The organism is Streptomyces sp. TRM49041 (genome assembly GCF_008271805.1).
GTDB lineage: Bacteria > Actinomycetota > Actinomycetes > Streptomycetales > Streptomycetaceae > Streptomyces.
In genome coordinates this window covers 41,290-64,090 of the sequence record NZ_VSRY01000102.1, presented here as the reverse complement: position 1 = coordinate 64,090, position 22,801 = coordinate 41,290, and the positions used below count along the sequence as shown (strand labels likewise).

24 protein-coding genes, 1 tRNA gene and 1 pseudogene are annotated in these 22,801 nt (G+C 71.6%); 14 read left to right on the top strand and 12 right to left on the bottom strand.

Annotated features, from left to right (window positions below; all coding sequences use genetic code 11):
- From FVS66_RS34915 to FVS66_RS11120, 12 genes and pseudogenes are all read left to right on the top strand, one after another.
- A pseudogene (locus FVS66_RS34915) lies at window positions 1–538 on the top strand (NADH-quinone oxidoreductase subunit C); the annotation flags it as partial.
- Window positions 535–1,503, top strand: coding sequence for a complex I subunit 1 family protein (locus FVS66_RS11170; protein ID WP_149180865.1), 969 nt, complete (start codon window positions 535–537; stop codon window positions 1,501–1,503). The pseudogene FVS66_RS34915 and the gene FVS66_RS11170, both read left to right, overlap by 4 nt.
- A gap of 2 nt (window positions 1,504–1,505) precedes the next feature.
- A complete protein-coding gene (locus FVS66_RS11165; protein ID WP_149180864.1) occupies window positions 1,506–2,171 on the top strand; it encodes an NADH-quinone oxidoreductase subunit I in 666 nt (221 codons plus the stop codon).
- Window positions 2,168–2,743, top strand: a complete 576-nt coding sequence (locus tag FVS66_RS11160; protein WP_187645473.1) for an NADH-quinone oxidoreductase subunit J — start codon at window positions 2,168–2,170, stop codon at window positions 2,741–2,743. The genes FVS66_RS11165 and FVS66_RS11160 overlap by 4 nt, the downstream gene beginning before the upstream one ends.
- Window positions 2,743–3,108, top strand: coding sequence for an NADH-quinone oxidoreductase subunit NuoK (nuoK, locus tag FVS66_RS11155; RefSeq protein WP_149180863.1), 366 nt, complete (start codon window positions 2,743–2,745; stop codon window positions 3,106–3,108). Before FVS66_RS11160 ends, nuoK begins: the two co-directional genes overlap by 1 nt.
- Window positions 3,105–5,096, top strand: a complete 1,992-nt coding sequence (locus FVS66_RS11150; RefSeq protein WP_149180862.1) for an NADH-quinone oxidoreductase subunit L — start codon at window positions 3,105–3,107, stop codon at window positions 5,094–5,096. Before nuoK ends, FVS66_RS11150 begins: the two co-directional genes overlap by 4 nt.
- 27 nt (window positions 5,097–5,123) lie before the next feature.
- Complete coding sequence (locus tag FVS66_RS11145) at window positions 5,124–6,677, top strand: NADH-quinone oxidoreductase subunit M (RefSeq protein ID WP_187645474.1); 1,554 nt, start codon at window positions 5,124–5,126, stop codon at window positions 6,675–6,677.
- On the top strand, window positions 6,674–8,281 hold the full coding sequence (locus FVS66_RS11140) for an NADH-quinone oxidoreductase subunit N (RefSeq protein ID WP_399225312.1): 1,608 nt from the start codon (window positions 6,674–6,676) through the stop codon (window positions 8,279–8,281). The genes FVS66_RS11145 and FVS66_RS11140 overlap by 4 nt, the downstream gene beginning before the upstream one ends.
- Before the next feature lie 54 nt (window positions 8,282–8,335).
- On the top strand, window positions 8,336–8,791 hold the full coding sequence (locus FVS66_RS11135) for an MscL family protein (protein ID WP_149180860.1): 456 nt from the start codon (window positions 8,336–8,338) through the stop codon (window positions 8,789–8,791).
- Window positions 8,792–8,936: 145 nt separating this feature from the next.
- Window positions 8,937–9,800: a zinc metalloprotease HtpX gene (gene htpX / locus FVS66_RS11130; RefSeq protein ID WP_149180859.1), complete on the top strand. Its 864-nt coding sequence runs from the start codon at window positions 8,937–8,939 to the stop codon at window positions 9,798–9,800.
- Window positions 9,797–10,195, top strand: a complete 399-nt coding sequence (locus FVS66_RS11125; RefSeq protein WP_149180858.1) for a YccF domain-containing protein — start codon at window positions 9,797–9,799, stop codon at window positions 10,193–10,195. Before htpX ends, FVS66_RS11125 begins: the two co-directional genes overlap by 4 nt.
- 66 nt (window positions 10,196–10,261) lie before the next feature.
- Window positions 10,262–10,801, top strand: coding sequence for an SMI1/KNR4 family protein (locus FVS66_RS11120; protein WP_149180857.1), 540 nt, complete (start codon window positions 10,262–10,264; stop codon window positions 10,799–10,801).
- A gap of 156 nt (window positions 10,802–10,957) precedes the next feature.
- On the opposite strand, the gene FVS66_RS11115 is transcribed toward FVS66_RS11120, so the two are convergent.
- Entirely contained in the window at window positions 10,958–12,199 is a 1,242-nt protein-coding gene (locus tag FVS66_RS11115) for an amino acid permease (RefSeq protein WP_149180856.1), read from the bottom strand.
- Window positions 12,200–12,308: 109 nt separating this feature from the next.
- Between FVS66_RS11115 and FVS66_RS11110 the strand changes: the two genes are divergently transcribed.
- Window positions 12,309–12,578, top strand: coding sequence for a GlsB/YeaQ/YmgE family stress response membrane protein (locus tag FVS66_RS11110; protein ID WP_149180855.1), 270 nt, complete (start codon window positions 12,309–12,311; stop codon window positions 12,576–12,578).
- Here FVS66_RS11110 and FVS66_RS11105 read toward each other — a convergent pair.
- From FVS66_RS11105 to FVS66_RS11095, 3 genes are all read right to left on the bottom strand, one after another.
- Window positions 12,575–13,243 (bottom strand): alpha-ketoglutarate-dependent dioxygenase AlkB, encoded by a 669-nt coding sequence (locus FVS66_RS11105; RefSeq protein WP_149180854.1) that lies wholly within the window; start codon window positions 13,241–13,243, stop codon window positions 12,575–12,577. The genes FVS66_RS11110 and FVS66_RS11105 overlap by 4 nt on opposite strands.
- A complete protein-coding gene (locus FVS66_RS11100) occupies window positions 13,240–13,743 on the bottom strand; it encodes a methylated-DNA--[protein]-cysteine S-methyltransferase (protein ID WP_149180853.1) in 504 nt (167 codons plus the stop codon). Before FVS66_RS11100 ends, FVS66_RS11105 begins: the two co-directional genes overlap by 4 nt.
- Before the next feature lie 145 nt (window positions 13,744–13,888).
- A complete protein-coding gene (locus tag FVS66_RS11095) occupies window positions 13,889–14,377 on the bottom strand; it encodes a YajQ family cyclic di-GMP-binding protein (protein ID WP_149180852.1) in 489 nt (162 codons plus the stop codon).
- Window positions 14,378–14,569: 192 nt separating this feature from the next.
- Between FVS66_RS11095 and FVS66_RS11090 the strand changes: the two genes are divergently transcribed.
- Window positions 14,570–14,651: transfer RNA gene (locus FVS66_RS11090), tRNA-Tyr, on the top strand.
- Window positions 14,652–14,830: 179 nt separating this feature from the next.
- Here FVS66_RS11090 and FVS66_RS11085 read toward each other — a convergent pair.
- The 8 genes from FVS66_RS11085 to FVS66_RS11050 form a co-directional block, all read right to left on the bottom strand.
- Window positions 14,831–16,216: a tyrosine-type recombinase/integrase gene (locus FVS66_RS11085; RefSeq protein WP_149180851.1), complete on the bottom strand. Its 1,386-nt coding sequence runs from the start codon at window positions 16,214–16,216 to the stop codon at window positions 14,831–14,833.
- Complete coding sequence (locus FVS66_RS11080) at window positions 16,213–16,422, bottom strand: helix-turn-helix domain-containing protein (RefSeq protein ID WP_149180850.1); 210 nt, start codon at window positions 16,420–16,422, stop codon at window positions 16,213–16,215. The genes FVS66_RS11085 and FVS66_RS11080 overlap by 4 nt, the downstream gene beginning before the upstream one ends.
- 331 nt (window positions 16,423–16,753) lie before the next feature.
- Window positions 16,754–18,733: a DUF3987 domain-containing protein gene (locus tag FVS66_RS11075; RefSeq protein ID WP_149180849.1), complete on the bottom strand. Its 1,980-nt coding sequence runs from the start codon at window positions 18,731–18,733 to the stop codon at window positions 16,754–16,756.
- 89 nt (window positions 18,734–18,822) lie between these two features.
- The gene (locus FVS66_RS11070) at window positions 18,823–19,284 is read right to left on the bottom strand and encodes a hypothetical protein (protein WP_149180848.1); all 462 of its coding nucleotides are present in this window, start codon (window positions 19,282–19,284) and stop codon (window positions 18,823–18,825) included.
- Between the two features lie 4 nt (window positions 19,285–19,288).
- On the bottom strand, window positions 19,289–19,897 hold the full coding sequence (locus FVS66_RS11065; RefSeq protein WP_149180847.1) for a hypothetical protein: 609 nt from the start codon (window positions 19,895–19,897) through the stop codon (window positions 19,289–19,291).
- Window positions 19,894–20,100: a hypothetical protein gene (locus FVS66_RS11060; protein WP_149180846.1), complete on the bottom strand. Its 207-nt coding sequence runs from the start codon at window positions 20,098–20,100 to the stop codon at window positions 19,894–19,896. The genes FVS66_RS11065 and FVS66_RS11060 overlap by 4 nt, the downstream gene beginning before the upstream one ends.
- A 35-nt stretch (window positions 20,101–20,135) precedes the next feature.
- On the bottom strand, window positions 20,136–20,387 hold the full coding sequence (locus tag FVS66_RS11055) for a hypothetical protein (protein WP_149180845.1): 252 nt from the start codon (window positions 20,385–20,387) through the stop codon (window positions 20,136–20,138).
- 141 nt (window positions 20,388–20,528) lie between these two features.
- Complete coding sequence (locus FVS66_RS11050) at window positions 20,529–22,751, bottom strand: cell division protein FtsK (RefSeq protein WP_149180844.1); 2,223 nt, start codon at window positions 22,749–22,751, stop codon at window positions 20,529–20,531.
- Window positions 22,752–22,801: the final 50 nt, after the last annotated feature.

The following is a 22,801-nucleotide window of genomic DNA, read 5'->3' as shown; positions in this document are numbered from 1 at the left end:
GGGCACAGCGGCTCCCGGCACAGCGGCTCCCGGCACGGCGGCCCCGGGCACGGCAGCTCCCGGCGCGGCAGCCCCGGAGACGGCGCACCCCGGGACGGCAGCGCCGGAGACGCCGGCTCCCGGGACGGCGGCCCGGCCCCGCCGCGCCCGCACGGCCGGCGAGGGCTCGGCCACCCAACGCCGCAGCCGTTCCGAGAGTGATGGGTCCGCCGGCCCGCGCCCCGAGCCACGCACCCGCGGGACGGACGCCCCGTGGAACAACCCTCGCCCGGCCTTCGACGACACCGAGCAGCCGCCGGCAGCAGCCGCCCCGGCACGGGAAGGCGACGTACCGGCGCCGGAGCGCGCCGTACCGGCGGAGACGCCCGCCCCAGAGCCCGAGGCAAGGCCCGAGGCCGAGGCAAGGCCCGAGGCCGAGCCCGAGGCCGAGCCGACCCCGACGCCCGCCCCCGAGGGGGGAACCGCCCGCGAGGGCGAACCCGCCCCCGGCGAGGGCGAACCCGCCCCCGACCCGCGACGCCCCGAAGGAGACGCGTGAACGACGTACTCGACGTCGCCCTCCGCCTGGTCGTCGTCTTCGCCCTGTTCCTGACCCTGCCGCTGGTGATCGGGCAGACCGAGCACAAGGTGATGGCGCACATGCAGGGCCGCCTCGGCCCCATGTACGCGGGCGGCTTCCACGGCTGGGCGCAGCTCGTCGCGGACGGTGTGAAGTTCGCGCAGAAGGAGGACGTGGTCCCGGCCGGCGCCGACCGCCGCATCTTCCAACTGGCCCCCGCCATCGCCCTGATCCCGTACCTCCTCGTCCTCGTCGCCATCCCGGTCGGCCCCGGTGAGGGAGCGGTCGGCGTGGTCGTCGACGCGGGCATCTTCTTCGTGCTCGCCGTCATGGGCGTCGGCGTGCTCGGCTCGCTCATGGCGGGCTGGGCGTCCGCCAACAAGTTCTCCCTCCTCGGCGGTCTGCGCACCGCCGCGCAGCTCCTCGCCTACGAGCTGCCGATGCTGCTCGCCGCCGCCTCGGTCGCGATGGCCGCCGGCACGGTCTCGCTGGTCGGCATCCTCGACGCGTTCCAGTGGTGGTGGCTGCCCTGGCAGATCGTGGGCGCGCTGGTGTTCTTCGTCGCGGGACTGGCCGAACTCCAGCGTCCGCCGTTCGACATGCCGATCGCCGACTCGGAGATCATCTTCGGGGCGTACACCGAGTACACGGGGCTCCGCTTCGCCCTGTTCCTGCTTGCGGAGTACGCGGGCATCGTCATCCTGTGCGGTCTGACCACCGTCCTCTTCCTCGGCGGCTGGCACGGCCCGTTCGGCGCCGACGGCCTCGGCTGGGTCTGGACCCTGCTGAAGACGGCCGTGCTCGCCTTCATCGTGATCTGGCTCCGTGTGAGCTACCCGCGGCTCCGCGAGGACCAGCTGCAGAAGCTGGCCTGGACGACGCTCGTGCCGCTCGCGCTCGCCCAGATCGCCCTCACCGGCATCGTCAAGGTGGTGATCGAGTAACCATGCCTCCCATCCCTGGCTCCGGCCTCGCCAAGGGCCTGGCGGTCACCCTCCGCACGCTGACGAAGAAGACCGTCACCGCGCAGTACCCCGACGTGCAGCCCGAACTGCCGCCCCGCACCCGCGGCGTCATCGGCCTGTTCGAGGAGAACTGCACGGTCTGCATGCTCTGCGCCCGCGAGTGCCCCGACTGGTGCATCTACATCGACTCCCACAAGGAGACGGTGCCGGCCGCCGTGCCGGGCGGCCGTGAGCGCAGCCGCAATGTCCTCGACCGGTTCGCGATCGACTTCTCGCTCTGCATGTACTGCGGTATCTGCATCGAGGTGTGTCCTTTCGACGCGCTGTTCTGGTCGCCGGAGTTCGAGTACGCCGAGACCGACATCCGCGACCTCACCCACGAGCGGGACAAGCTCCGCGAGTGGATGTGGACGGTCCCGGAGCCGCCCGCCCTCGACCCGGGCGCGGAGGAGCCGAAGGAACTCGCCGCCGCCCGCAAGACGGCCGACAAGCTCGCCGCCGCGCAGGAGGCCGCCGCGCAGGAGGCCGCCGCGCAGGAGGCCGCCGCGCAGGAGGCCGCGGCGCAGCAGGCCGCAGGCCCCGAGGCCGGCCAGGAGACGGGCCAGGACGGCACCACCGACACGCACGGCGAGGGAGGCACCGCATGACGCCCGCCATGGCGCCCGCCGCGACCCTCGCCGCCAACGGCTTCCTCTCGCCCACCGGAGCGGAGATCGCGTTCCTCCTCTTCGGCGTCGTAACCCTCGGGGCCGCCGTGGTGACGGTCACCTCCCGCCAGCTGGTGCACGCCGCCCTCTGGCTGGTCGTAGCCCTCGGCGGCGTCGCCGTCGAGTACCTGCTCCTCACGGCGGAGTTCATCGCCTGGGTCCAGGTCCTGATCTACGTCGGTTCCGTCGTCGTCCTCCTCCTCTTCGGTCTGATGCTCACCAGGGCACCCATCGGCCGCTCCCCGGACGCCGACTCGGGCAACCGCCCCGCCGCCCTCGTCGTGGCCCTCGCCGCCGCGGCCGCCCTCGTCTGGGTGGTCGTCGATGCCTTCCGCACCACCTGGATCGACCTCGACGGCCCGGCCCAGGGCTCCACCCGGGTGACCGGCGAGATGCTCTTCCAGAACTGGGTGCTCCCGTTCGAAGCGCTCTCCGTCCTCCTCCTCGCCGCGCTCGTCGGCGCGATCGTCATCTCCCGACGGGACAGCAGCGACCAGGAGGGCAAGCGCTGATGCACCTCGCCTACCCCGCCGTTCTCGCCGTGCTGCTCTTCTGCACCGGCCTCTACGGCGTCCTCGCCCGTCGCAACGCGATCCTTGTCCTGATGTCCGTCGAGCTGATGCTCAACGCCGTCAACCTCAACCTGGTCGCCTTCGACGTCTGGCTCCGCGACACCCTGCACGCGGGCCAGGCCCTGACCCTCTTCGTCATCGCCGTCGCCGCCGCCGAGATCGGCATCGGTCTGGCGATCGTGCTGATGGTCTACCGCAACCGCGGCACCGCCGACATCGACCGGCTCCGCGACAACGCCGAGACCCCGGGCGCCGACGAGGGCGCCCACGAGCAGACCGGCAAGAAGGCTGAGGCCACCGCGTGACGACCACGACCCTCGCCGTTCTCGTCCCCCTCCTTCCGTTCCTGGGCGCGGCCGCCGGCCTCCTCGTCGGCCGCACCGCACCCGGCTTCGTACGCCCCCTGGCCGTCCTGCCGACCCTCGCCGCGCTCGTCATCGCCATCCTGGTCGCCGTACGCCAGGGCGGTGGGAAGGCCATCGACGCCGCCACCCAGCTCACCCCGACCGGCTCGGTCCCGATCGAGCTGGCCCTGCACCTCGACGGGTTCGCCGTCCTCACGGCCGTCCTCGTCGGCGTCGTCGCGTCCTGCGTGCAGATCTACTCCACCGGCTATCTGCGCGACGACCCCCGCTACCCCTCGTACGCGGCGCTCGTGTCGCTCTTCACCTCCGCGATGCTGCTCGTCGTCTACTCGGGCGACCTGATGGTGCTGCTGGTCGGCTGGGAGATCATGGGCATCTGCTCGTACTTCCTCGTCGGTCACTACTGGGAGACCCCCGAGGCACGGGCCGCCTCCCTCAAGGCGTTCCTCGTCACCAAGCTCGGCGACGTCCCGTTCCTCATCGGCCTGTTCGCCCTGGCCGCCGACGCCGGCACGTTCCGGATCACCGGGATCCTCGGCTCCGTCGCCGCCGGCGGCATCGACCACCCCACACTCGTGGCGCTGCTGCTCCTCGCCGGTGTCGCCGGCAAGTCGGCCCAGTTCCCCCTGCACACCTGGCTCCCCGACGCGATGGCCGGCCCCACGCCGGTCTCCGCGCTCATCCACGCCGCGACGATGGTCGCCGCCGGTGTCTACTTCGTCGCGCGTCTCCTCCCCGTCTTCGCGGCCTCCGCGGCCGCCATGACCGTCCTCGCCGTGATGGCCGCGCTCACCATGGTCGGCTCGGCCCTCGCCGCGCTCGCCCAGGACGACATCAAGCGCGTCCTCGCCTACTCGACCATCGGGCAGCTCGGCTACATGTCCGGTGCCCTGGCCGTCGGCGACCGCGGCGCCGCCGTCTTCCACCTCCTCTCGCACGGCGCGTTCAAGGCCCTGCTCTTCCTCGCCGCCGGTGTGATCATCCACGCCGCCGGCACCAACTCGCTCGCCGCCATGTCCCGCATGAGCGGCCTCGCACGGCGTGTCCCCGACGCGTACTGGACGATGACGATCGCCCTCCTCGCGCTGGCCGCGATCCCGCCGTTCGCGGGCTTCTTCTCCAAGGAGGCGGTCCTCGTCGCCGCCGAGCACACCGCCCTCGGCGACCGGGACGTCGCCCCGGCCGGGGCCGGCTGGATCGTCTTTGTCGCCGGTCTGCTCACCGCCCTCCTCACCGCCGCCTACGCGACCCGCCTGTGGCTGCTCGCCTTCCGCGGCAAGGGCGCCGAAGCTCCCGACCACGGCAGGCAGCCCGTCGTCATGAACGCCGTCCTCTGGGTGCTCGCGATCCCCTCCCTCGCCTTCGGCCTGACCGTCACCTCCCTCGACGACTGGTTCGACGGCAACGCCCTCACCCCGACCACTACCACCGCGGTCCTCGGCACGGGAATCGCCCTCGTCGGCGGCCTCATCACCTATGCGGCCTGGCGCCGGGGCACCGCCCTCGCCCCGCGCGTCCCGATCGGCGCGGTCGCGGCCCACCCCGAGGCCGAACCCGCCGTCTCCGAAGCCGAGGCCATCGCCACCCACACGCCTGCCTACGGCTCCATCGCGTCGGCCCCCGACCCCGCCGACCCGGGGCGCCTGCTGCTCGGCCCGCTGCACCGGCACGCGGCCGCCGGCTTCCACATCGACGCCGTCTACACCGCCCTGTTCGTACGCCCCGTCCGGGCGGCGGCCTCACTGGTCCGCTTCCTGGACCGTGAGGTCGTCGACACCTACGTACGCGGAGCGGGCGCCACGACCGGTCTGCTCGGAGCGGCGGTGCGGCGAGCCCAGACCGGCAACGTGCAGACGTACCTCAGCGTCCTGCTCGCCGGTTCCGTCGTCCTGGCGGTCGCCGCCGTACTCGTCGCCGCCGGAGCGTGAGCCGTGATCGATATCAGCGAATCCGTGATGCAGTTCCTTCTCGCGTTCATCGTCGCCGGCCCGCTCATCGGCGCCGCCGCGGCTCTCCTCCCGGCCCCGCCGGGGCTGAAGGGGAAGTCTCCCGACCAGGCCGTGCTCCGCCACGGCGTGATCGTCACCGGCACGGTCCTCGCGGCCGCGATCGTCCTCACGCTCGGCTTCGACCACCGCCGGCCGTCGAGGATGCAGGCCACGACGGACATCAGCTGGATCAAGGCACTCGACGTGCGGCTCCACCTCGGTGTCGACGGCATCTCGCTCCCCCTCCTGGTCCTGACCGCGCTGCTGACCTTCCTCTGCGCGCTCTACAGCTACTTCAAGATGCCGTCGGGGCCGTCCCCGAAGGCCTTCGTCGCGCTGCTCCTCGTCCTCGAGGCCGGCACGCTCGCGACCTTCGCCGTCCTCGACCTGATGCTGTTCTTCCTCGCCTTCGAGATGGTGCTCATCCCGATGTACTTCCTCATCGCCCGCTGGGGCGGCGAGGGACGGCAGGGCGCCGCCTGGAAGTTCATCCTCTTCACCCTCCTCGGCTCGGTCGTCATGCTGCTCGGCCTGCTCCTCGTCGGGCTGAAGGCGGGCACGTTCGACATGGTGGCACTCGCCACTGACAACGGCCGCGACCTCAGCACATCACTGCAGGTCATCGCCGTTCTCGCGATCGGTGTCGGCCTCGCCGTGAAGACCCCGATGTGGCCGCTGCACAGCTGGCTGCCGGACGCCCACACCGCCGCGCCCACGGTCGGCTCGGTCCTCCTCGCCGGGGTCCTGCTGAAGATGGGCACGTATGGGTTCGTCCGGATCGTCCTGCCGATCACGCCCGACGGCATGCACGTGTTCGCCCCGTACCTCGCGGCCTTCGCCGTCGCCGGGATCATCTACGGATCGCTCGCCTGCCTCGCCCTCGCGCGGAGCGGAGCCAAGGGCGACCTGAAGCGGCTCATCGCCTACTCGTCCGTCGGCCACATGGGCTTCGTACTCCTCGGCATCGCCACCATGACGCCGACGGGCGTCAACGGCGCGCTCTTCGCGAACATCGCCCACGGCCTCATCACCGGCCTCCTCTTCTTCCTCGTCGGCGCGGTGAAGGACCGCTACGGAACCGCCGACCTCGACACCCTCGCCGGGGCCACCGGCGCCGCCCTGTACGGCCGCGCCCCGCGTCTCGGCGGCCTGCTCGCCTTCGGCGCCGTCGCCTCCCTCGGGCTGCCGGGCCTCGCCGGGTTCTGGGGCGAGATGCTCGCCATGTTCGGAGCGTTCGACCCCGCCCCGGGCCTCAGCCGCCCCGCCTTCCTCACCTTCATGGCCGTCGCGGGCTTCGGAACGCTGCTCACCGCCGCGTACCTGCTCGTCGTCGTGCGCCGCGTCTGCATGGGCGCGAAGCCCGCCGCCGACCAGCCGCCGCTCGCCGACATCCAGGGATACGAGTTCGCCGCCTGGACGCCGCTGGTCGCCCTCACCGTTCTCGCCGGACTCTGGCCCGCGGTCCTCCTCGGCCTCACCGACCCGGCCGTGCAGCAGCTTCTCGCAGGAGGCAAGTCGTGACCGCCGCAGCCGTGACCGCCGCAGCCGTGACCGCCGCAGCCGTGACCGGCGCCGCGCGCCCCGCCGCCGACCACACGGCCCTGGCGGCACCCGGGGGCGGCGACCTCGTCCAGGCCGTCGACTGGGCCGCCATCGCCCCGCCGACCATCGTCGCCGTCGTCGGCCTGGTCGTCCTCGTCGCCGACCTGTTCGTACCCCGGGCGCGCAAGCAGGACCTGGCCTGGGTGGCGACAGCGGGCCTCGCCCTCGCGCTCCTCGCCCTAGTGCCGCTGCGCGCCGGCGACCGCTCCACCTTCTGTCTGACCCGGGAACCCGGCGCCTGCAGCTACACCGCCGACCACTTCACCCTGGTCATCCAGTTCCTGGTGCTCGGCGGGGCCCTCCTGACGGCGCTCCTCTCCGCGACGGACACCAAGGAGAAGCTCCCCGCGGGGGAGTTCTGGTTCCTGCTGCTGTCCTCCGCGGCCGGCGCGGCCCTGCTGCCCGCCTCCCGCGACCTGGCGACCCTCGTCGTCGCCCTGGAGGTCGCCTCCCTCCCGGCTTTCGCACTCGTCGGCCTCAAGCGCGGCGACCGCATGTCGGGCGAGGCCGCACTGAAGTTCTTCCTCTCCTCCGTCACCGCGACCGCCGTCACCCTGCTCGGCGTCAGCTTCGTATACGCGGCGACGGGCACCCTCCACCTCACCGAGATCGCCCAGCAGCTGGACGACGTCCCGGCGCAGCTCGGCACCCTCGCCAAGGCGGGCGTCGCCCTCACCCTGGTCGGCTTCGCCTTCAAGACGGCGGCCGCGCCCTTCCACTTCTGGGTGCCCGACACCTACGTGGGCGCGCCGCTGCCCGTCGCCGCGTACCTGTCCGTCGTCGGCAAGGCCGTCGGCTTCACCGGCCTCATCCTGGTGACCGTCGTCGCCTTCCCGTCGTACGCCGACGTGTGGGGCCCCGCCCTGGCCGTGCTGGCCGCGCTCACGATGACCGTCGGAAACGTCGCCGCCCTGCGGCAGGTCTCCACGCGCGCGTGGAGCGCGGTACGGCTGCTCGCCTGGTCGTCCGTCGGGCAGGCCGGCTACCTCCTGGTGCCGATCGCCGCCGCCGCGTACTCCAGCGACGACCAGATCGGCGCCACCGTCGCGTACGCCCTGATGTACGCCGTCGTGAACCTGGGCGCCTTCGCGGTCGCCGCCCTCGTCGCCCGTACGCACCCGGCCAACCGGATCTCCGACTACCGGGGCCTCTACGCCACCCGGCCGGTGACCGCGCTCGCCATGGCCTTCTTCCTGCTGTGCCTCGCGGGCCTGCCGCCCGGCATCATCGGACTGTTCGCCAAGGTCGTGGTCTTCTCGGCCGCCGTCGACGCGGGCCTCGGCTGGCTGGCGGTGGTGATGGCCGTCAACGTCGTCGTCGCCCTGTACTACTACCTGCGCTGGACGGCCGTACTGTTCCGCGCCCCCGAGGCAGCGCCCGGGGGCGTCCCCCAGGAGGCCCCCGTAAGGCTCCGGGCACCCGCCCCGCTCACGGCTGCCATCGGCCTGACCGCCGTCGGCGGTGTGCTGCTGTCGGGCTACCCGCAGCTGGTACTCCGCTTCGCCACGACCACGCTCTTCTGACCCGCTCGCCCGCCTCCCCGCCCGCCCCGAACGACAGCTCCAGGAGCAACACCCGTGCTGAACGGCTTCAAGGACTTCATCCTCCGCGGCAACGTCATCTCCATGGCCATCGGTCTGGCCGTCGGTGCCGCGTTCACCGCCGTGGTCACGGCCTTCACCAAGGCGTTCATCACGCCCCTCATCGGCCGGGCGACCGGCTCCGTGGGCGACTTCAGCCAGGCCACGTTCGAGGTCAGCGGCACGGAGTTCCCGTACGGCGTCTTCATCAACGCCGCCCTCGCCTTCGTGATCACTGCGGCGGTCCTGTACTTCCTCGTCGTCGTTCCGATGGCGAAGTTCGAGGGACGCTTCAAGAAGGTCGGCCCCTTCGACATCAAGGCGCAGACCCGCGACTGCCCCCGCTGCTTCTCCGCCGTCCCGGCCGTCGCCACCCGCTGCGCCCACTGCACGAGCGAGATCAAGCCGCTGCCGGAGGCCCTGGAGAAGGCCGGGCTGCCCGCCCAGCGCTGAGTCACCCGTACGGCCCAGCGGCCGCCCCGCGCGCGCAAGGGAACCAGCCCCCTCCGCCTGGCGTTGACCAGTACGGGAGGGTCCACTTGGAAGTGGAGCAACACGAGCGAAGGGTTCCCCTGCCGCACCATTTGGAGGGCGTACCGTGCACCGCCGGCACAACGGGCTCAGGACCGCCGTACTCCTCGGAGGACTGTCCGCGCTCATCATCCTGATCGGCAGCTTCTTCGGACGCACGGGCCTGGTCGTCGCAGTCCTCATCGCCCTCGGCACGAACGCGTACGCATACTGGAACAGCGACAAGCTGGCCCTGCGCGCGATGCGCGCCCGCCCGGTCAGCGAGTTCGAGGCGCCGCAGCTGTACCGGATGGTGCGCGAACTCTCCACGGAGGCCCGCCAGCCGATGCCGCGCCTCTACATCTCCCCGACCCAGGCACCGAACGCCTTCGCGACGGGACGCAACCCGCGCAATGCCGCCGTGTGTTGCACCGAGGGAATCCTGCGGCTCCTCGACGAACGGGAGTTGCGCGGCGTCATCGGTCACGAGCTCAGCCATGTCTACAACCGGGACATCCTGATCTCGTCGGTCGCCGGTGCCCTCGCCTCCGTGATCGTGTTCCTGGTGAACTTCGCCTGGCTGATCCCGATCGGCCGCTCCGACGACGACGAAGGCCCCGGGCTCCTCGGCATGCTCCTGATTCTGATCCTCGGGCCGCTCGCCGCGTCGGTCATCCAGCTGGCGGTCAGCCGGTCCCGGGAGTACGAGGCGGACGCGTCGGGCGCCCGGCTCACAGGTGACCCGCTTGCCCTCGCGAGCGCCCTCCGCAAGCTGGAGGCCGGCACACAGCGGCTCCCGCTGCCGCCCGAGCCCCGGATCGAGACCGCGAGTCACATGATGATCGCCAACCCGTTCCGGCCCGGCCAGGGCATGTCACGTATGTTCTCCACCCACCCGCCGATGGCGGAACGAATCGCCCGGCTCGAGCAGATGGCAGGCCACCACCCGTGAAGACGATCCTCAACATCATCTGGCTGGTACTGAGCGGCTTCTGGCTCTTCCTCGGCTATCTGGCCGCGGGCCTGCTGCTGTGCATCACAATCATCGGCATCCCGTTCGGCCTGGCCGCTTTCCGCGTCGGTGTGTACGCGCTCTGGCCCTTCGGCCGCACGGTCGTCGACCGGCGCGACGCGGGCGCGCCCTCCTGCCTCGGGAACGTGCTGTGGCTGCTCCTGGCGGGCTGGTGGCTCGCGCTCGGCCACATCGCCACAGGCATCGCCCTGTGCGTCACGATCATCGGCATCCCGCTGGGCATCGCGAACTTCAAGCTGATCCCGGTCTCGCTGCTGCCGCTCGGCAAGGAGATCGTGCCGAGCGACCAGGGCTTCGCGACAACCCGCTGGTAGCACGTCGGCATCCCGGTTATCCACAGCCCGGGCGGACTGTCGGTGCCGTGGTCCACCATGTAGCCCATGACCGACTACGCAGAGTTGCTGGACCGCCTCGCGTCCGCCGTGGGCGACGTCCACCCCTGGACCGGCGAGCCCGTGCCCGAGCCTTGCACCGCGGACGGCATCGCGGCAGCGGAGAGCACTCTCGGCTTCCCGCTGCCGCCGCTGCTGGCCTCCCTCCACACCCGTATCGCGGACGGCGGGTTCGGCCCGGACTACGGCCTGCTGCCGCTGCGGGAAGCCGTCGCGCGGTACGGCGCCCAGCGCCGGGGCGGCGCGGACGGGGGTGAGGACTGGCCGTGGCCGGAAGGTGTGGTGCCGACAGCCGACCTCGGCTGCGCCATGCTCGCCTGCGTCGACTTCCGCAGCGAAGAGGCCAGGGTGCTGCTGTTCGAGCCCAACCCCGGCGAAGCCGACCTCGCCTGGTGCGTCCTCGCGCCGAGCCTCAGCGCATGGCTCACGGCCTGGCTCGACGGCACCGGCTGGTTCGGCGACGAGGAGTTCGTCGACGACCTGGCCCCGTGGCCGGACTACCGCGCCCGCGCGGCCGCCCACATATGAACGCCTGGACCTGAGCGCCCCGACAGGACCGCCAGGACGTGAAGGCGGCCACTCGACCGTCGGCACCTGACCGCCGGCCGTGACCGTCGGCACCTGACCGTCGGCCGTGACCGTCGGCCGGTCTGCGGGACGTGACGGCCCGGCAGGCCGGCCAGCCTAGTCGTCCCGCCCGGGCGCGCCCCGCACCGCGTACAGCACCGCTCCCGCCGCCAGCACGGCCGCGCCCGCCAGCACCGACGCCAGCGGCAGGGAGAACGCCAGTGTCAGGCAGCCGACGAGGCCGCCCGCCGCCAGGAGGCGGACCGACGACAGCTTGGAGACGAGCGTCCAGGCCGAGGCGTTGGCGATCGCGTAGTAGACCAGCACACCGAACGACGAGAAGCCGATCGCGCCCCGGAGATCCGCGGTCGCCGCCACCACCGCGACGACCACGCCCACCGCCAGCTCCGCGTGGTGCGGCACCTGGAAGCGGGGGTGGACGGCGGCGAGCGTACGGGGCAGATGGCCGTCCCGTGCCATCGCCAGCGTCGTACGGGACACCCCGAGGATCAGCGCCAGCAGCGACCCGAGGGCGGCCACCGCCGCTCCCACCCGCACCACCGGGCCCATCCAGTCGACGCCCGCCGCCCGCACCGCGTCCGCGAGGGGCGCCGCAGACTCGCCGAGGGCGCGAGCACCCAGCACCGAAAGGACGGAGACCGCCACGCACACATAGACCACCAGCGCGATGCCCAGCGCCAGCGGGATCGCCCGCGGAATCGTCCGCTCCGGGTCTTTGACCTCCTCTCCGAGCGTCGCGATCCGGGCGTACCCGGCGAACGCGAAGAAGAGCAAGCCGCCCGCCTGCAGCACCCCGCCGACCGACGCGTCGCCGCCCACCTCCAGCCGCCCGAAGTCCACCGCGCCCGACCCGAGAGAGGAGACCACCACGGCAGCCAGCACCGCCAGCACCACGGCCACGATCAGTCGGGTCGTCAGCGCCGACTTCTGAACACCGCCGTAGTTCACGGCCGTCAGCGCCACCACGGCGGCCACCGCGACCGCGTGCGCCTGCCCGGGCCATACGTACGACCCGACCGTCAGCGCCATCGCCGCGCACGACGCCGTCTTACCGACCACGAACGCCCAGCCCGCCAGGTAACCCCAGAAAGGACCCAGCCGCTCGCGCCCGTACACATAGGTGCCGCCCGACGCCGGATAGCACGCGGCGAGCCGCGCCGACGCCATCGCGTTGCAGTACGCGACCGCCCCGGCCAGCGCCAACCCGACCAACAGCCCGGTTCCTGCGGCCCCGGCGGCCGGACCCAGCGCCGCGAAGATGCCGGCGCCGACCATCGACCCCAAGCCGATCACGACCGCATCGAAGACTCCCAGCGACCGCCGCAGTGTCTGTGCCATGCGCCGCACCCTACTGACCTGCGCAACCGCTCACCCCGCCGGAGGCGTCCTCCGGGACACACGCACCCCGCACGACCCGCGTGAACAGCCCAACGGAAGGAACAACGGCATGACCATCATCGGCTGGATCGTCCTCGGCCTGCTCGCCGGCGTCATAGCCAAGATCCTGCTGCCGGGCCGCGACCCGGGCGGGCCGATCGGCACGACGCTCATCGGCATCGCCGGCGCGTTCACCGGCGGCTGGCTGTCCGCCCGCTTCCTGGACCGGCCGATCAGCAACGACTTCTACGACGGCGCGACCTGGCTGGCGGCCATAGGCGGCTCGCTGGTCCTGCTGATCGCGTACCGGATCCTGTTCGGCCACTCCCGGTCCCGCTAGGCGCCGCGCGGCAGCCCCGTCTCTCGCAGGGTGATGTTCAGCCGCCCCGTCCGCAGGCCCACCGCCGGATCGCCGGTGCCCGGGTACACCTTCGGCACCCCGTGGTACGCGAACCGCGCAGGACCGCCGAAGACGAACAAGTCACCGGACTCCAGGCGGACATCGGCGTACGGCCGCCCCCGCCCCTCCGTGTTCCCGAACCGGAAGAGGCAGCTGTCGCCGATGCTCAAGGACACCACCGGCGCCGCGGAACGCTCCTCCCGGTCCTGGTGCATGCCCATGCGCGCGTCGCCGTCATAGAAGTTGATCAGCGCGGCGTCCGGCCCGTACGGAGCGCTGCCGTCCCCGTAGGCCGCTGCCACCGCGTCCCTGCCCAGCTCGGCGAGCCAGTCGGGGAAGGCCGCCACCCGCGCCCCGTTCACATCGTCCGCCGTCCGGGAGTACCGGTACGGCTGCCAGTGCCAGCCCAGGCACACCGTCCGTACGGACATCACGCCGCCACCCGGCAGCGCGGTGTGCCGGATCGTCACCGGCCCGCGCGCCCACTCCCGGCACGCCTCGACCAGTTCCCGCTGCCGCTCCATGGACAGCCACCCGGGCACGTGCACCGCACCCGGCGCCACCTCGGCCGGTCCCCCGTTCAGGGAGAACAATCCGTCCGTCACCCTGCGAGCGCACCCTCCAGGCCGAGCAGCAGCTGCTTGCGCTCCGGCCCGGCCGCGTACCCGCGCAGCGAACCGTCCGCCCCGATCACCCGGTGACAGGGCCGTACGACCAGCAGCGGATTGCGCCCGATGGCCGTGCCCACGGCCCGTACGCCCGCGCCGGAGACACCGACGCGCGCCGCGATCTCCCCGTAGGAGGCGGTGGCGCCGTACGGAATCTCCTCCAGGGCGCTCCAGACACGCCGCTGGAACTCGGTCCCCGCCCCGGAGCCGGCCAACGGAACGTCGAACCGGGTGAGCCGCCCCGCGAAGTACGCCCGCAACTGCCCGGCGACCGTCTCGAACGCCTCCGGCGCGTGCCGCCACCCCTCCTGGACGGTGACCGCGCCCTTCTGCTCCGGCAGGGACAGCGAGGCCAGCGCCGCGGAGCCGTCCGAGATCTCCTCGCCCACCAGCAGCATGGCGCCCAACGGCCCTTCGACACACGCGTACACAGTCATGGTCGGTCCTTTCCTCCCCCGCCAGTCTGGACCGCGCGGCCGCCCCGCCGCTGGCGGAATTCCGACATGACGTCGCGGCCACGGGGCGGGGGCGGACCGGCCACCGGCCGTGTCCTCCCCCGCCCCGCCCGCAGCGCGACCAACCTCAGCGGTAGTTCACAAACTGCAGTGCGAAGTCGAAGTCCTGCCCCTTCAGCAACGCGATCACGGCCTGCAGATCGTCCCGGCTCTTCGAGCTGACCCGCAGCTCGTCGCCCTGCACCTGCGCCTTGACGCCCTTGGGACCCTCATCACGGATGATCTTCGCCACCTTCTTGGCGTTGTCCTGGGAGATGCCCTCCTGGATCGTGGCGAAGATCTTGTACTCCTTGCCGGACAGCTGCGGCTCGCCCGTTTCCAGCGACTTCAGCGAGATGCCCCGCTTGATCAGCTTGGACTCGAAGACGTCGAGGATCGCCTTGACCCGGTCCTCGGAGTTGGCCTGCATCAGGATCTTCTCGCCGGACCAGGAGATCGACGCCCCGACGTTCTTGAAGTCGTAGCGCTGGGAGATCTCCTTCGCCGCCTGGTTGAGGGCGTTGTCGACCTCCTGCCGCTCGACCTTCGAGACGATGTCGAAACTGGAGTCGGCCATGTGCTGTGGCTCCTTGTATCGGGGGCTCAAGAATGCGGCGGCCCTGCGCCGACCGCCACGCCAAGCCTAGCCACCCACCCAGCCCCGAGCGCTGATCAAATCCGGTGGCGGACCACCCCGGGGGATCAGGTATTGTTTACGTCGTTGCCAGGGGGCACCGCCGAAAGGGGGCGCCCAGAGGCGACATCCCATGGCGGTGTGCCCGAGTGGCCAATGGGAGCGGACTGTAAATCCGTCGGCTTAGCCTACCCAGGTTCGAATCCTGGCGCCGCCACGCCAAAGAAACGGCCCCTGACCAGCAGGTTTGCTGATCAGGGGCCGTTCTGGTGTGCGCGCCCGAAGGGCCAGACTGTCTCACCGTGCCTCGGTCCGTCACGCTCTCTATCAGCGTGTCTGGACGGGCCGTGGACGGGATTCCCCGCGCCTACCTGGGCTTACGGCCGGAGCCGTGGCTCAGGGCGTGGCCGCGTCACCAGTGCGGTGCTGGTTGAGCCGCGCGGAGATCTTGGCGTTGGCCGCTTCGTCGCCACCCTTCACGAACTTCGCGTACACCCGGAAGAGCACGGCCGTACTGTGGCCGGCGCGCTGGGCGACAAGCTGGGGCTCCACCCCGGAACTGAGCCAGGTGGACACGGCCGCGTGGCGAAGATCATATGGCCGCTTGGCGAGCTTGGTCGCCCGCTCGGCGGGGGACAGGACGTCTTCCCGCGCGCGGGCCCAGACCTCTCCGTAGCCGCTCTCCTGGACCATGCCGCCGCGCGCCGTGCGGAAGAGCCGCCCGTCGTCGGCCGCGCCGTACCGGGTGACGTGCCAGCGGAGCATGGCCACCAGCTCCGGCGGTATCGGAACGTAGCGAACCGTCCTCCGGGCGCGGTGCTTGAGTCCCCGGCGGTCGTGCGCCTCACCGGTGTCGGTCCAGGAGCTCCCGGAACGCGCCCGGCTCTCCCGGAGTCGGATCAGACCCCAGCCACGTCGGGGAAGTTCGCAGTCCTGAAGACGGAGCCCCACCAACTCGCCGGGGCGTGCGGCTGAGTAGTAGATGCACCCGAAGAACGCCTCCAGGTGCCTGCCACGGTCGCCCTGCTTCCGCACGGCAGCGAGGAGCGCGGCGGCCTGCACGGGATCCGGCACGGCTTCCGGGTCCACCTCCTCCTCCACCTTCTCCGGCGCCTTCCAGCGGACGGCCGGGAGCGGGTTCTCCGCGAGCAGCTCGGCGTCGACGGCGAAGCCGAGGGCTTGGTGGAAGATGGCCCGCTTCCTTGCGATGACCGACCCGGAGGACGTCTTGCCGTCGAGTCGCCGAGAGCACGCATCCAGGGCCTTGCGTACGAGCATCCGATCGGAGAGGGCGGACGTGGCCACGGACTTCCGCTCCACCCACGCGAGCATGGCGGCCACATCGCCCGGCGGCTCCTCCTTCCACTTGTTCACGTTGAAGCCCCACGTGTAGAGCGCGCGCCGCACGACCTTGTGGTCCGCCATGCCCTTGGTGTCCCTCACCAGGGCGAGGGTCACGGTCGCCATGGCCTCAGCGAGGTTCCGCCGTGTGGACGCGGGGGAGTGGTCCCACTTCATCTCCACGTAGTTCCTGGCGTGCTGGTACCAGGAGATGTCCTTCGCTTTCTGGACCATCGACTTCGGCAGGCCGCTGTCGACGTCCCACGGCTCGCCGTCGCGGGCCGCCGTGATGAACTGCGCGCGGCGGCTCTCCGCGAGCCCCATCGTCAGGAAGGACTCGGAGTGGGGCCGGGCGCCCACCTGCCACCGAAGCTGGTACGGCTTGCGGTAGGGACGCTTGCGGATGCTCCAGATCCGCACGGTGTAGCTCCACTCGGTCACACGGTCTCCAGTTCGTTCAGGAAGGCGTCCAGGGCGCTGCGGCGGATGCGCAGGTGCCCGTTGGGAAGGCGCTTGACCTCCGGGCCGTAGCCGCGGTTGCGCCAGCGGTACCAGGTCGCGCGGGTGATGCCGATCTCCTCAAGAACCGCCGTCAGCGGCAGCCACTCGTCGGCCTGGGGCCGACGGCGGCGGGTCGGGGACGTCATCGGAGGGCCTCCTTCTGGTTCACCGGGGGACGGGGGTGCGCCGCAGAAACCGCAGAATCCGCAGAAACCTGCGAAACCGGGGTCTGACCTGCGGTGTTGGGGGTGCGGGGGTGGTCGCCGCAAAAATCGGCGGAATCGCCGCAGAAATAGGCGCCGTGTCCCGGGGCGGGGCGCCGTCGCGGCGAGACCGGGATTTGTGCGGGACTTCTGCGGGTTTTTGCGGCGGGCGGGCCGAGGGGACGTCGTCGCAGGTGAGCGGGAGTGCTCGGGGGTTTCTGCGGATTCTGCGGTTTGTGCGGCGAGGGGCCCGTGTGCGAGCGGATGCGGGCCCTCATGCCTTGGCTCCGCGGACGCTCGGGTGGACGAGGTAGCGGGGCGCCGGCGGGCGACCTCGCTTCCCGGTGCGGGGCGGGGTCTCGCTTCGGATGTAGCCGTGCTCCTCCAGGACGGCGACCACCGGCTCCAGGTCGGCGATGGTTGGGAACTCGGAGCGGGAGAGCTTGGCGAACAGGTCGCGGCGGCTGACGCTCTGCCAGCCGTTGTCCTCCAGCACGGACAGGAGCGAGCGGGCACGGGCCAGGGCGGCATCGGCGCCCATCAGGTCGAAGACCGTCAGGGCGTGGGCGGCGAAGTAGTCGGCCAGTTCGATCGCGGCGCGCATCGTCGCCTCGCTGATGGGCGTGTTGTTACCGCCGTCGATGTGTTCGGCGAGGTGGATCAACCCGGCGATGCGGACGGCGGAGCCGATGAGCTTGCCCGCCCACTTCCCGATGTGTCCCAGACGGCCGCCCTTCGCGCGGAGCTGGGGCTCGACCCGCTGCTCGTACGCCTTGAGCATGGCGTGGGCCTCGGCGCCCACCTGGACGACGAGGGGATCGGTCCAGTCCGCGAGCCGCAGGGTGAGCGCGTACACGTTGCGTTCGTACGCGGCTGCCACGGTGGCGGGGACGGGGTCCGGGTCGATCTTGCGATAGCCGACGAGGGACTCCGGCAGGCAGTACAGGAAACGGGCGAGCAGGCCGCGTCCGTCGAAGCCGCGGTTCTTGCCGATGTCCTCCAGGACGCTGGGCTGGACCGCGAGGCCCATGGTCAGGGCGGGAGCCTCGATGAACTCCTGGCGGCTGCGGCGGTCGACGCGGAGGCGGTCTCCGGCGTGGCCCTTGAGGAAGACCTCCATGTTGGGAACGCCGGAGTAGCGGCCGGCGATGATGTCGAAGATGCCGCCCTCGGCGGACATGACGGCGAGCCTGCCGCCCTGCTCGGAGAGCAGCGTGGTGACCGTTTCCGGCGTCGCGTCGTCGGCCAGCAGCCGCGGGCGCGGCGGCACGCTCAGGGACTCGGCGGTCTGAGCGAGACCGATGGCATCGGCCACCAGGTTGTCCCGCTCCGGCCCGTCCGCCTTGGCAGCCTGCGCGGCGGCCTTGTCGGCGGCCTCGCGAGCCATGCGCGCGGTGACCTCCGCCTCGACGATCGCCAGGCTTGAGCCCTCCACGAGGGCGTTCTCCGCCTCGTACAGCGGCGCCGTCATCGCGGCGAACACGGCGGACTTGCGGTTCGCGGGCCCGAGTGCGACGACGACGAACAGGTTGGTGGGCTCGCGCCATCGCCCGCGCACGTGGACCACGGCCCGGCCGCCGGCCGCCGTGGCGAGGACCGACAGCGCCAGAGCGCCCGCCAGGTCCGGCGGCGTCTGAGTCTCCTCAGCGAGAGCCGCGACGAAGTCGGCGACCCACCTGGGCAGGGCGTGGACGGGGAACGACGGAAGCTTGGGCTGCCGGTCGAGTGGGATCGGCTCCGGCCAGGCGTCGGGCACGGCCGTGGTGCCCAGCGCGAGGGCCTCGCGGAGGTCCTCCTCGGTCGCCTCGGGCGACATGCCCGCCTGGATGATGCGGGTGCCCACCTCGATGCTCTGGCGGCGTCGGGCGAGGCCGTGCACGATCTCGGCGTAGTACGCGGCGTTGGCCGTGGAGGGTACGGCCTGGACGAGGGCGTGGAGGTAGGGCCTGCCGCCCGCTCGGCTCAGGTCGCCGGTCTGTTCGAGGTAGTGGCCGAGGGTGATCGGATCCACGGGCATGCCCTGGGAGTGCAGGGCGAGGACCGCTCGGTGGATCGTCTCGTGCGCGGGGAGGTAGTGGTCGGCCGGGTCCATCACGTCGTTGACTTCGGCGGTCACACCCGGGGCGAGCATGAGCGCGCCGACCACGGCCTGTTCGGCCTCGCGGTCGTGCGGCGGAACGTGCTCCACCCCCGTGGGTGCGCTGTGCAGTGGCACCACGGTGCCGTACTGCTCAAGCGCGAGGTCAGGTGTCATGCTGGAGATCTCCTGTTCTGTCTGCTGATGGGCAGGGAGAACCGCGGCGGCGGGCGACCTTGGTGGGGAGTCCCGCCGCCGCGGTGTTGCTACTGGTTCTTGATCCAGTGGGCGTACTGCTGGCGGACGTAGGCGCGCGGGTCGTGCGCGGTGGTGGCGCGGTCCAGCTCGATGAGGCGGGCGGCGGCCTGCTGGGCGACGTCGCTGGCGTCGCTCCTGGTGTCCTCGGTCTCGTTCTGGAGGGCGATGCGGTCCAGGAGGGCGGCCTTGCGGAGCCAGAATTCGCGGCCGAGGAGGGCGAAGGTGGGGCGGCCGATGGACTCTTCGGCGACCCATCCGATCTCGCTGATGGTGCTCGGCGCGAGGGCGTATGCCTCCTCCGGCGTGGGCCACTCGTCCTCGGGGCGGTGGTCGGCGGTGATGTAGAGGCGGGTGCGCTGGCCGTCGCGGGTGGGGTGCTGGCGGACCGGGCCGGTGGTGAAGGTGTCCTCCAGGGTCTTGGTGATGTGGTCGGTGTCGGTGGGGTCGCAGATGACGCGGATCTCGAACATGGGGTCAGTTCTCCTTGGTGTTCTCGATGGCGGGGATCTCGGGGAGTCCGGCGTGGGTGAGTGCGGTGGGGTTGAAGCCGGGCAGGGCGGCGCGGGTGGTGATGGCGGCGGCGAGGGCTTCTGCGTAGGCGGCGCTCTCGCGTGCCACCTGGATCTGCGTCCCGGCGCGCAGGGCTTCGACACGTTCGACGTGGGCCTGCTCCTCGCGCCGCAGCTCGGTGTGGCGGCGGTGGGCGAGGGTGTCGCGGCGGCCGGTGCGCCAGTGCCGGGCGGCCAGCGCGTAGGCGACGGTGGTGGCCAGGGCCCACAGCAGTAGCGGCAGCGACCAGCCGTCCGCGTACCCGGCGACCCCGGCCAGCGCCAGTCCGCCCGCGCTGGCGAACGCGGTCCCGGCGATGGTGCTGTCACCGCGCTGTCCGGCGGAGGCGAACGCGCCGGCCGTGGCGGCTCCGGTGGCGAGGACGACCATGAGGGCGGCGTTGCCGGTGGAGTGTTCGGCGCCGTTGGCGTTCCAGATCCGCCCGAGGATCAGCACCGTGGAGGTGGCGACGGCGGGGGCGGCCTTGGGTGCGGCGTGGGTGAGCCAGTGGCGGTGGGGAAGGGCTTCGTTCACGACTCGGCCCCCGCAACCAGGTCGCTGACGGCGGTCAGGATGGCGGCGGTCAGCTCGTTGATGGGTCCGGACGCTCCGGTGGAGGCGAGGAAGAACCCGAACATCGCGGCGATGAACGCCGAGCCGTAGCCGAGGGTGTTGGAGCGCAGGAGGAAGAACAGGATCAGCCCGAACAGGGCGACGAGGGAGATGGTCACGGCCATGCCGCAACTCCTTCTGTAGCGGTGGGTGTGTTCGTTCAGCGGGTGCCGTTGCGGTAGGTGCGGGCCCAGAGGTTGTAGAGGTGGCGGCCGAGGCGGATGCGGATGCCGTTGCCGTCGCAGCGGCGGCAGTGCTTGCCGCGCTTCGGCCGTCCCTTGCGGGTCTGGGCGAGCTGAAAGCCGAGTCCGTCGCACTTGCGGCAGCGCCCGAACGGGCTGACCGCACACACTCCGATGTAACAGAATGTGACGGCTGTCAGGCAGGTGATAGCGAGCAGGGCAGGGGTCATGAAGGGCCCTCCCAGGCGGTTTCCAGGGGTTTTCGCAGGTGGGCCGCTATCCGCTAGCGGCCTGATCAGAGCTGGTTTGGGGCGCTAGCGGGGCCGCTAACGTTAGCGGGGCTGGGCGCTATCGTTAGCGGCCCCGACCGGTCAGCTCGCGTCCCGCTTTCCGTCACGCTCCGCAATCGTGGTGGTGATGTGTGAGCGGTCGATGCCGCGCCGGTTGACGACCTTTCCGTCCACCCGCCGGCCGACCTGGATGGTCGAGATCCCGTGCGGCTTGAGCGCTGCCGCGAGGGCGTCGGGGTCCCACCCGGCGTACACGTCGGGCCGCAGCGCGGCGAGCCGCGCGACGATGGTCTCCGACCAGCACTTCGGCTCGGCGGCGGGGACGACGGCGAGGATGTCGCGTAGCAGGTCGTACGTGCTGCCCGCGTCTTCCTCCGGGACCTCGCCCAGGGCGTGGCCGGACAGCGTGCCCGCGTCTTCGCGGAGCTTGCGGGCGCGCAGGGCGATCTGGTCGGCGGCGACCGCGTCGGCGAACACGGCCCGCACGATGCGGGCGTCCGCACCCTCGCCGACGAAGTAACAGATGCCCTTGTCAGCCCAGGAGAACATCGTGGCCCGTACGCCGCGCTTGTAGGCGGAGGTGCCCAGCACCATGTCGTTCTCCAGCTGGCCCATGACCTTCATGCACCACCGGGCCGACGCGTTCGCGCTGATCCCGGTCGGCAGGGCCTTCGCATCCGGCCGCTGCGTCGCCAGCAGCAGCACGATGCCGGTAGCGGGCCCGCGCTTGACCAGGTCGGTTGCGATCTCCTCGAACTCGTCCTTGTGCTTCGGGTGCTCGAACAGCACCTGGCACTCGTCCACCCCGATGACGATCGGGTGCAGCCCCAGCGACCGCTTGTCCGCCAACTCGCTGGTCACCTTGGACTCGGGGCAGATGTCGCGCGGGAGGGAGCGGATCACCTTCGTACGGCGGCGCAGCTCCTCGCGCAGGGCGCGGAAGTCGCGCAGGGCGTACTCGATGACCTCGTCATCGTCCCCGGCGCCGTGCCGGTGGGCGACGCGGTCGCCGACCGGGTCCAGGTCGCCGGTGCCCTTCATGTCGTACGTGTGCAGCTCCGCCCGCGGGTCCAAAGCAGCGATGAGGAGCAGCAGGCGGAGGAGGAAGGTCTTGCCCATGCGGGGGATGGCGCCGATGATCCCCGCGATGTACATCAGGGTGACGTTCACCCACCGGCCGCGCTGGTCTGTGCCGAACGCGACGGGCCTGAACAGGTCGACGCTGCCGCTGGTGAGCAGGGGCCACTTGGGCGGTTTGGCCTTGGACATGTCCTGGTCGCCGACCCAGAGCACCAAGTGCCCGGTGTGCTCCTCCGGCACCGCCTCAGGCCACACACATCCCAGCGGGCGACGCAGGCCGGACGCGAGCTTGTCGCGCCGCTCGATCACGTCCGTGACCGTCACCCCGTAGGGCAGATCACCCTCCGCGCGCCATCCCGGGCCGTCGCGGGTGATGGGAGCGGTGAAGGAGAACCCGTCCCGGCCCTTGGACTGAGCCTGGTTGATCGCCGGAATCCCCAGCGCGCCGAGCGCCCGCAGCACGATGTCGGACGTGAGCTTCGGTGCCTTTGTCACCTCCACGGCGCGGGTGACGACCGGGGCGTCCGCACGGCCGCCGGCCGACCCCAGCGCCAGCATGACCGCGCCGACCGAGAGGGCCTGGAGCCACCCGGGCGCCAGGACGTAGAGGGCGAGCGCTGCCCCGACTCCGACGAACAGGGCCACGGTGGCGACCAGGGTGCGCAGCCGGACGCGGCCGTCGCGCTGCCGGGACAGCTTCAGGTACTCGGCCGCGTCCTCCCGGCGGACAGCGGCGAGGCGGACCGGTTCGCTCTCGCGGTCGGCCATCCACCGCAGGGTGCCGCCGACGAACTTTGCGGCGCCGCGTGGCGCCTGGAGGGCGAGGCGTCCGGCGTAGACGGGTGAGCGCAGCGCGTGGTATCCGGCCAGGTGGGCGTAGTGCCCGGCCACCCACGCGGCGGCCGTCTTCAGCTCCTGTGTGGAGCGCAGCCAGTCGGGCACGATCGGCCGCCGCTTCGCCCCCGCAAGTCGGTCCAGCAAGTCGGGCCCGGCAACGTCCGGGCCGTCGACCAACCGGGGCTTGGCCGGGTCGGCCGACCCGTCGCCCGACCCGCCCGGGCCGCAGTCGGTTGTCGGGCCGGTGGCGGAGTCGGCCGACTCGGCGCGAGCCGACCGTGCCTTGTCCAGGTCGACTACCTTCCCGTCCGGGTCGGGCGACGGATCGGCGGACATCTCGGCTTCCAGTCGGTCAAAGAAGTCGTCGTTGTCGTCGCGGTGATTCACTGGTGGTCCTTCCTTGCGAGGGAGGAAAGGACGGGCCCGGCCGACGCTGT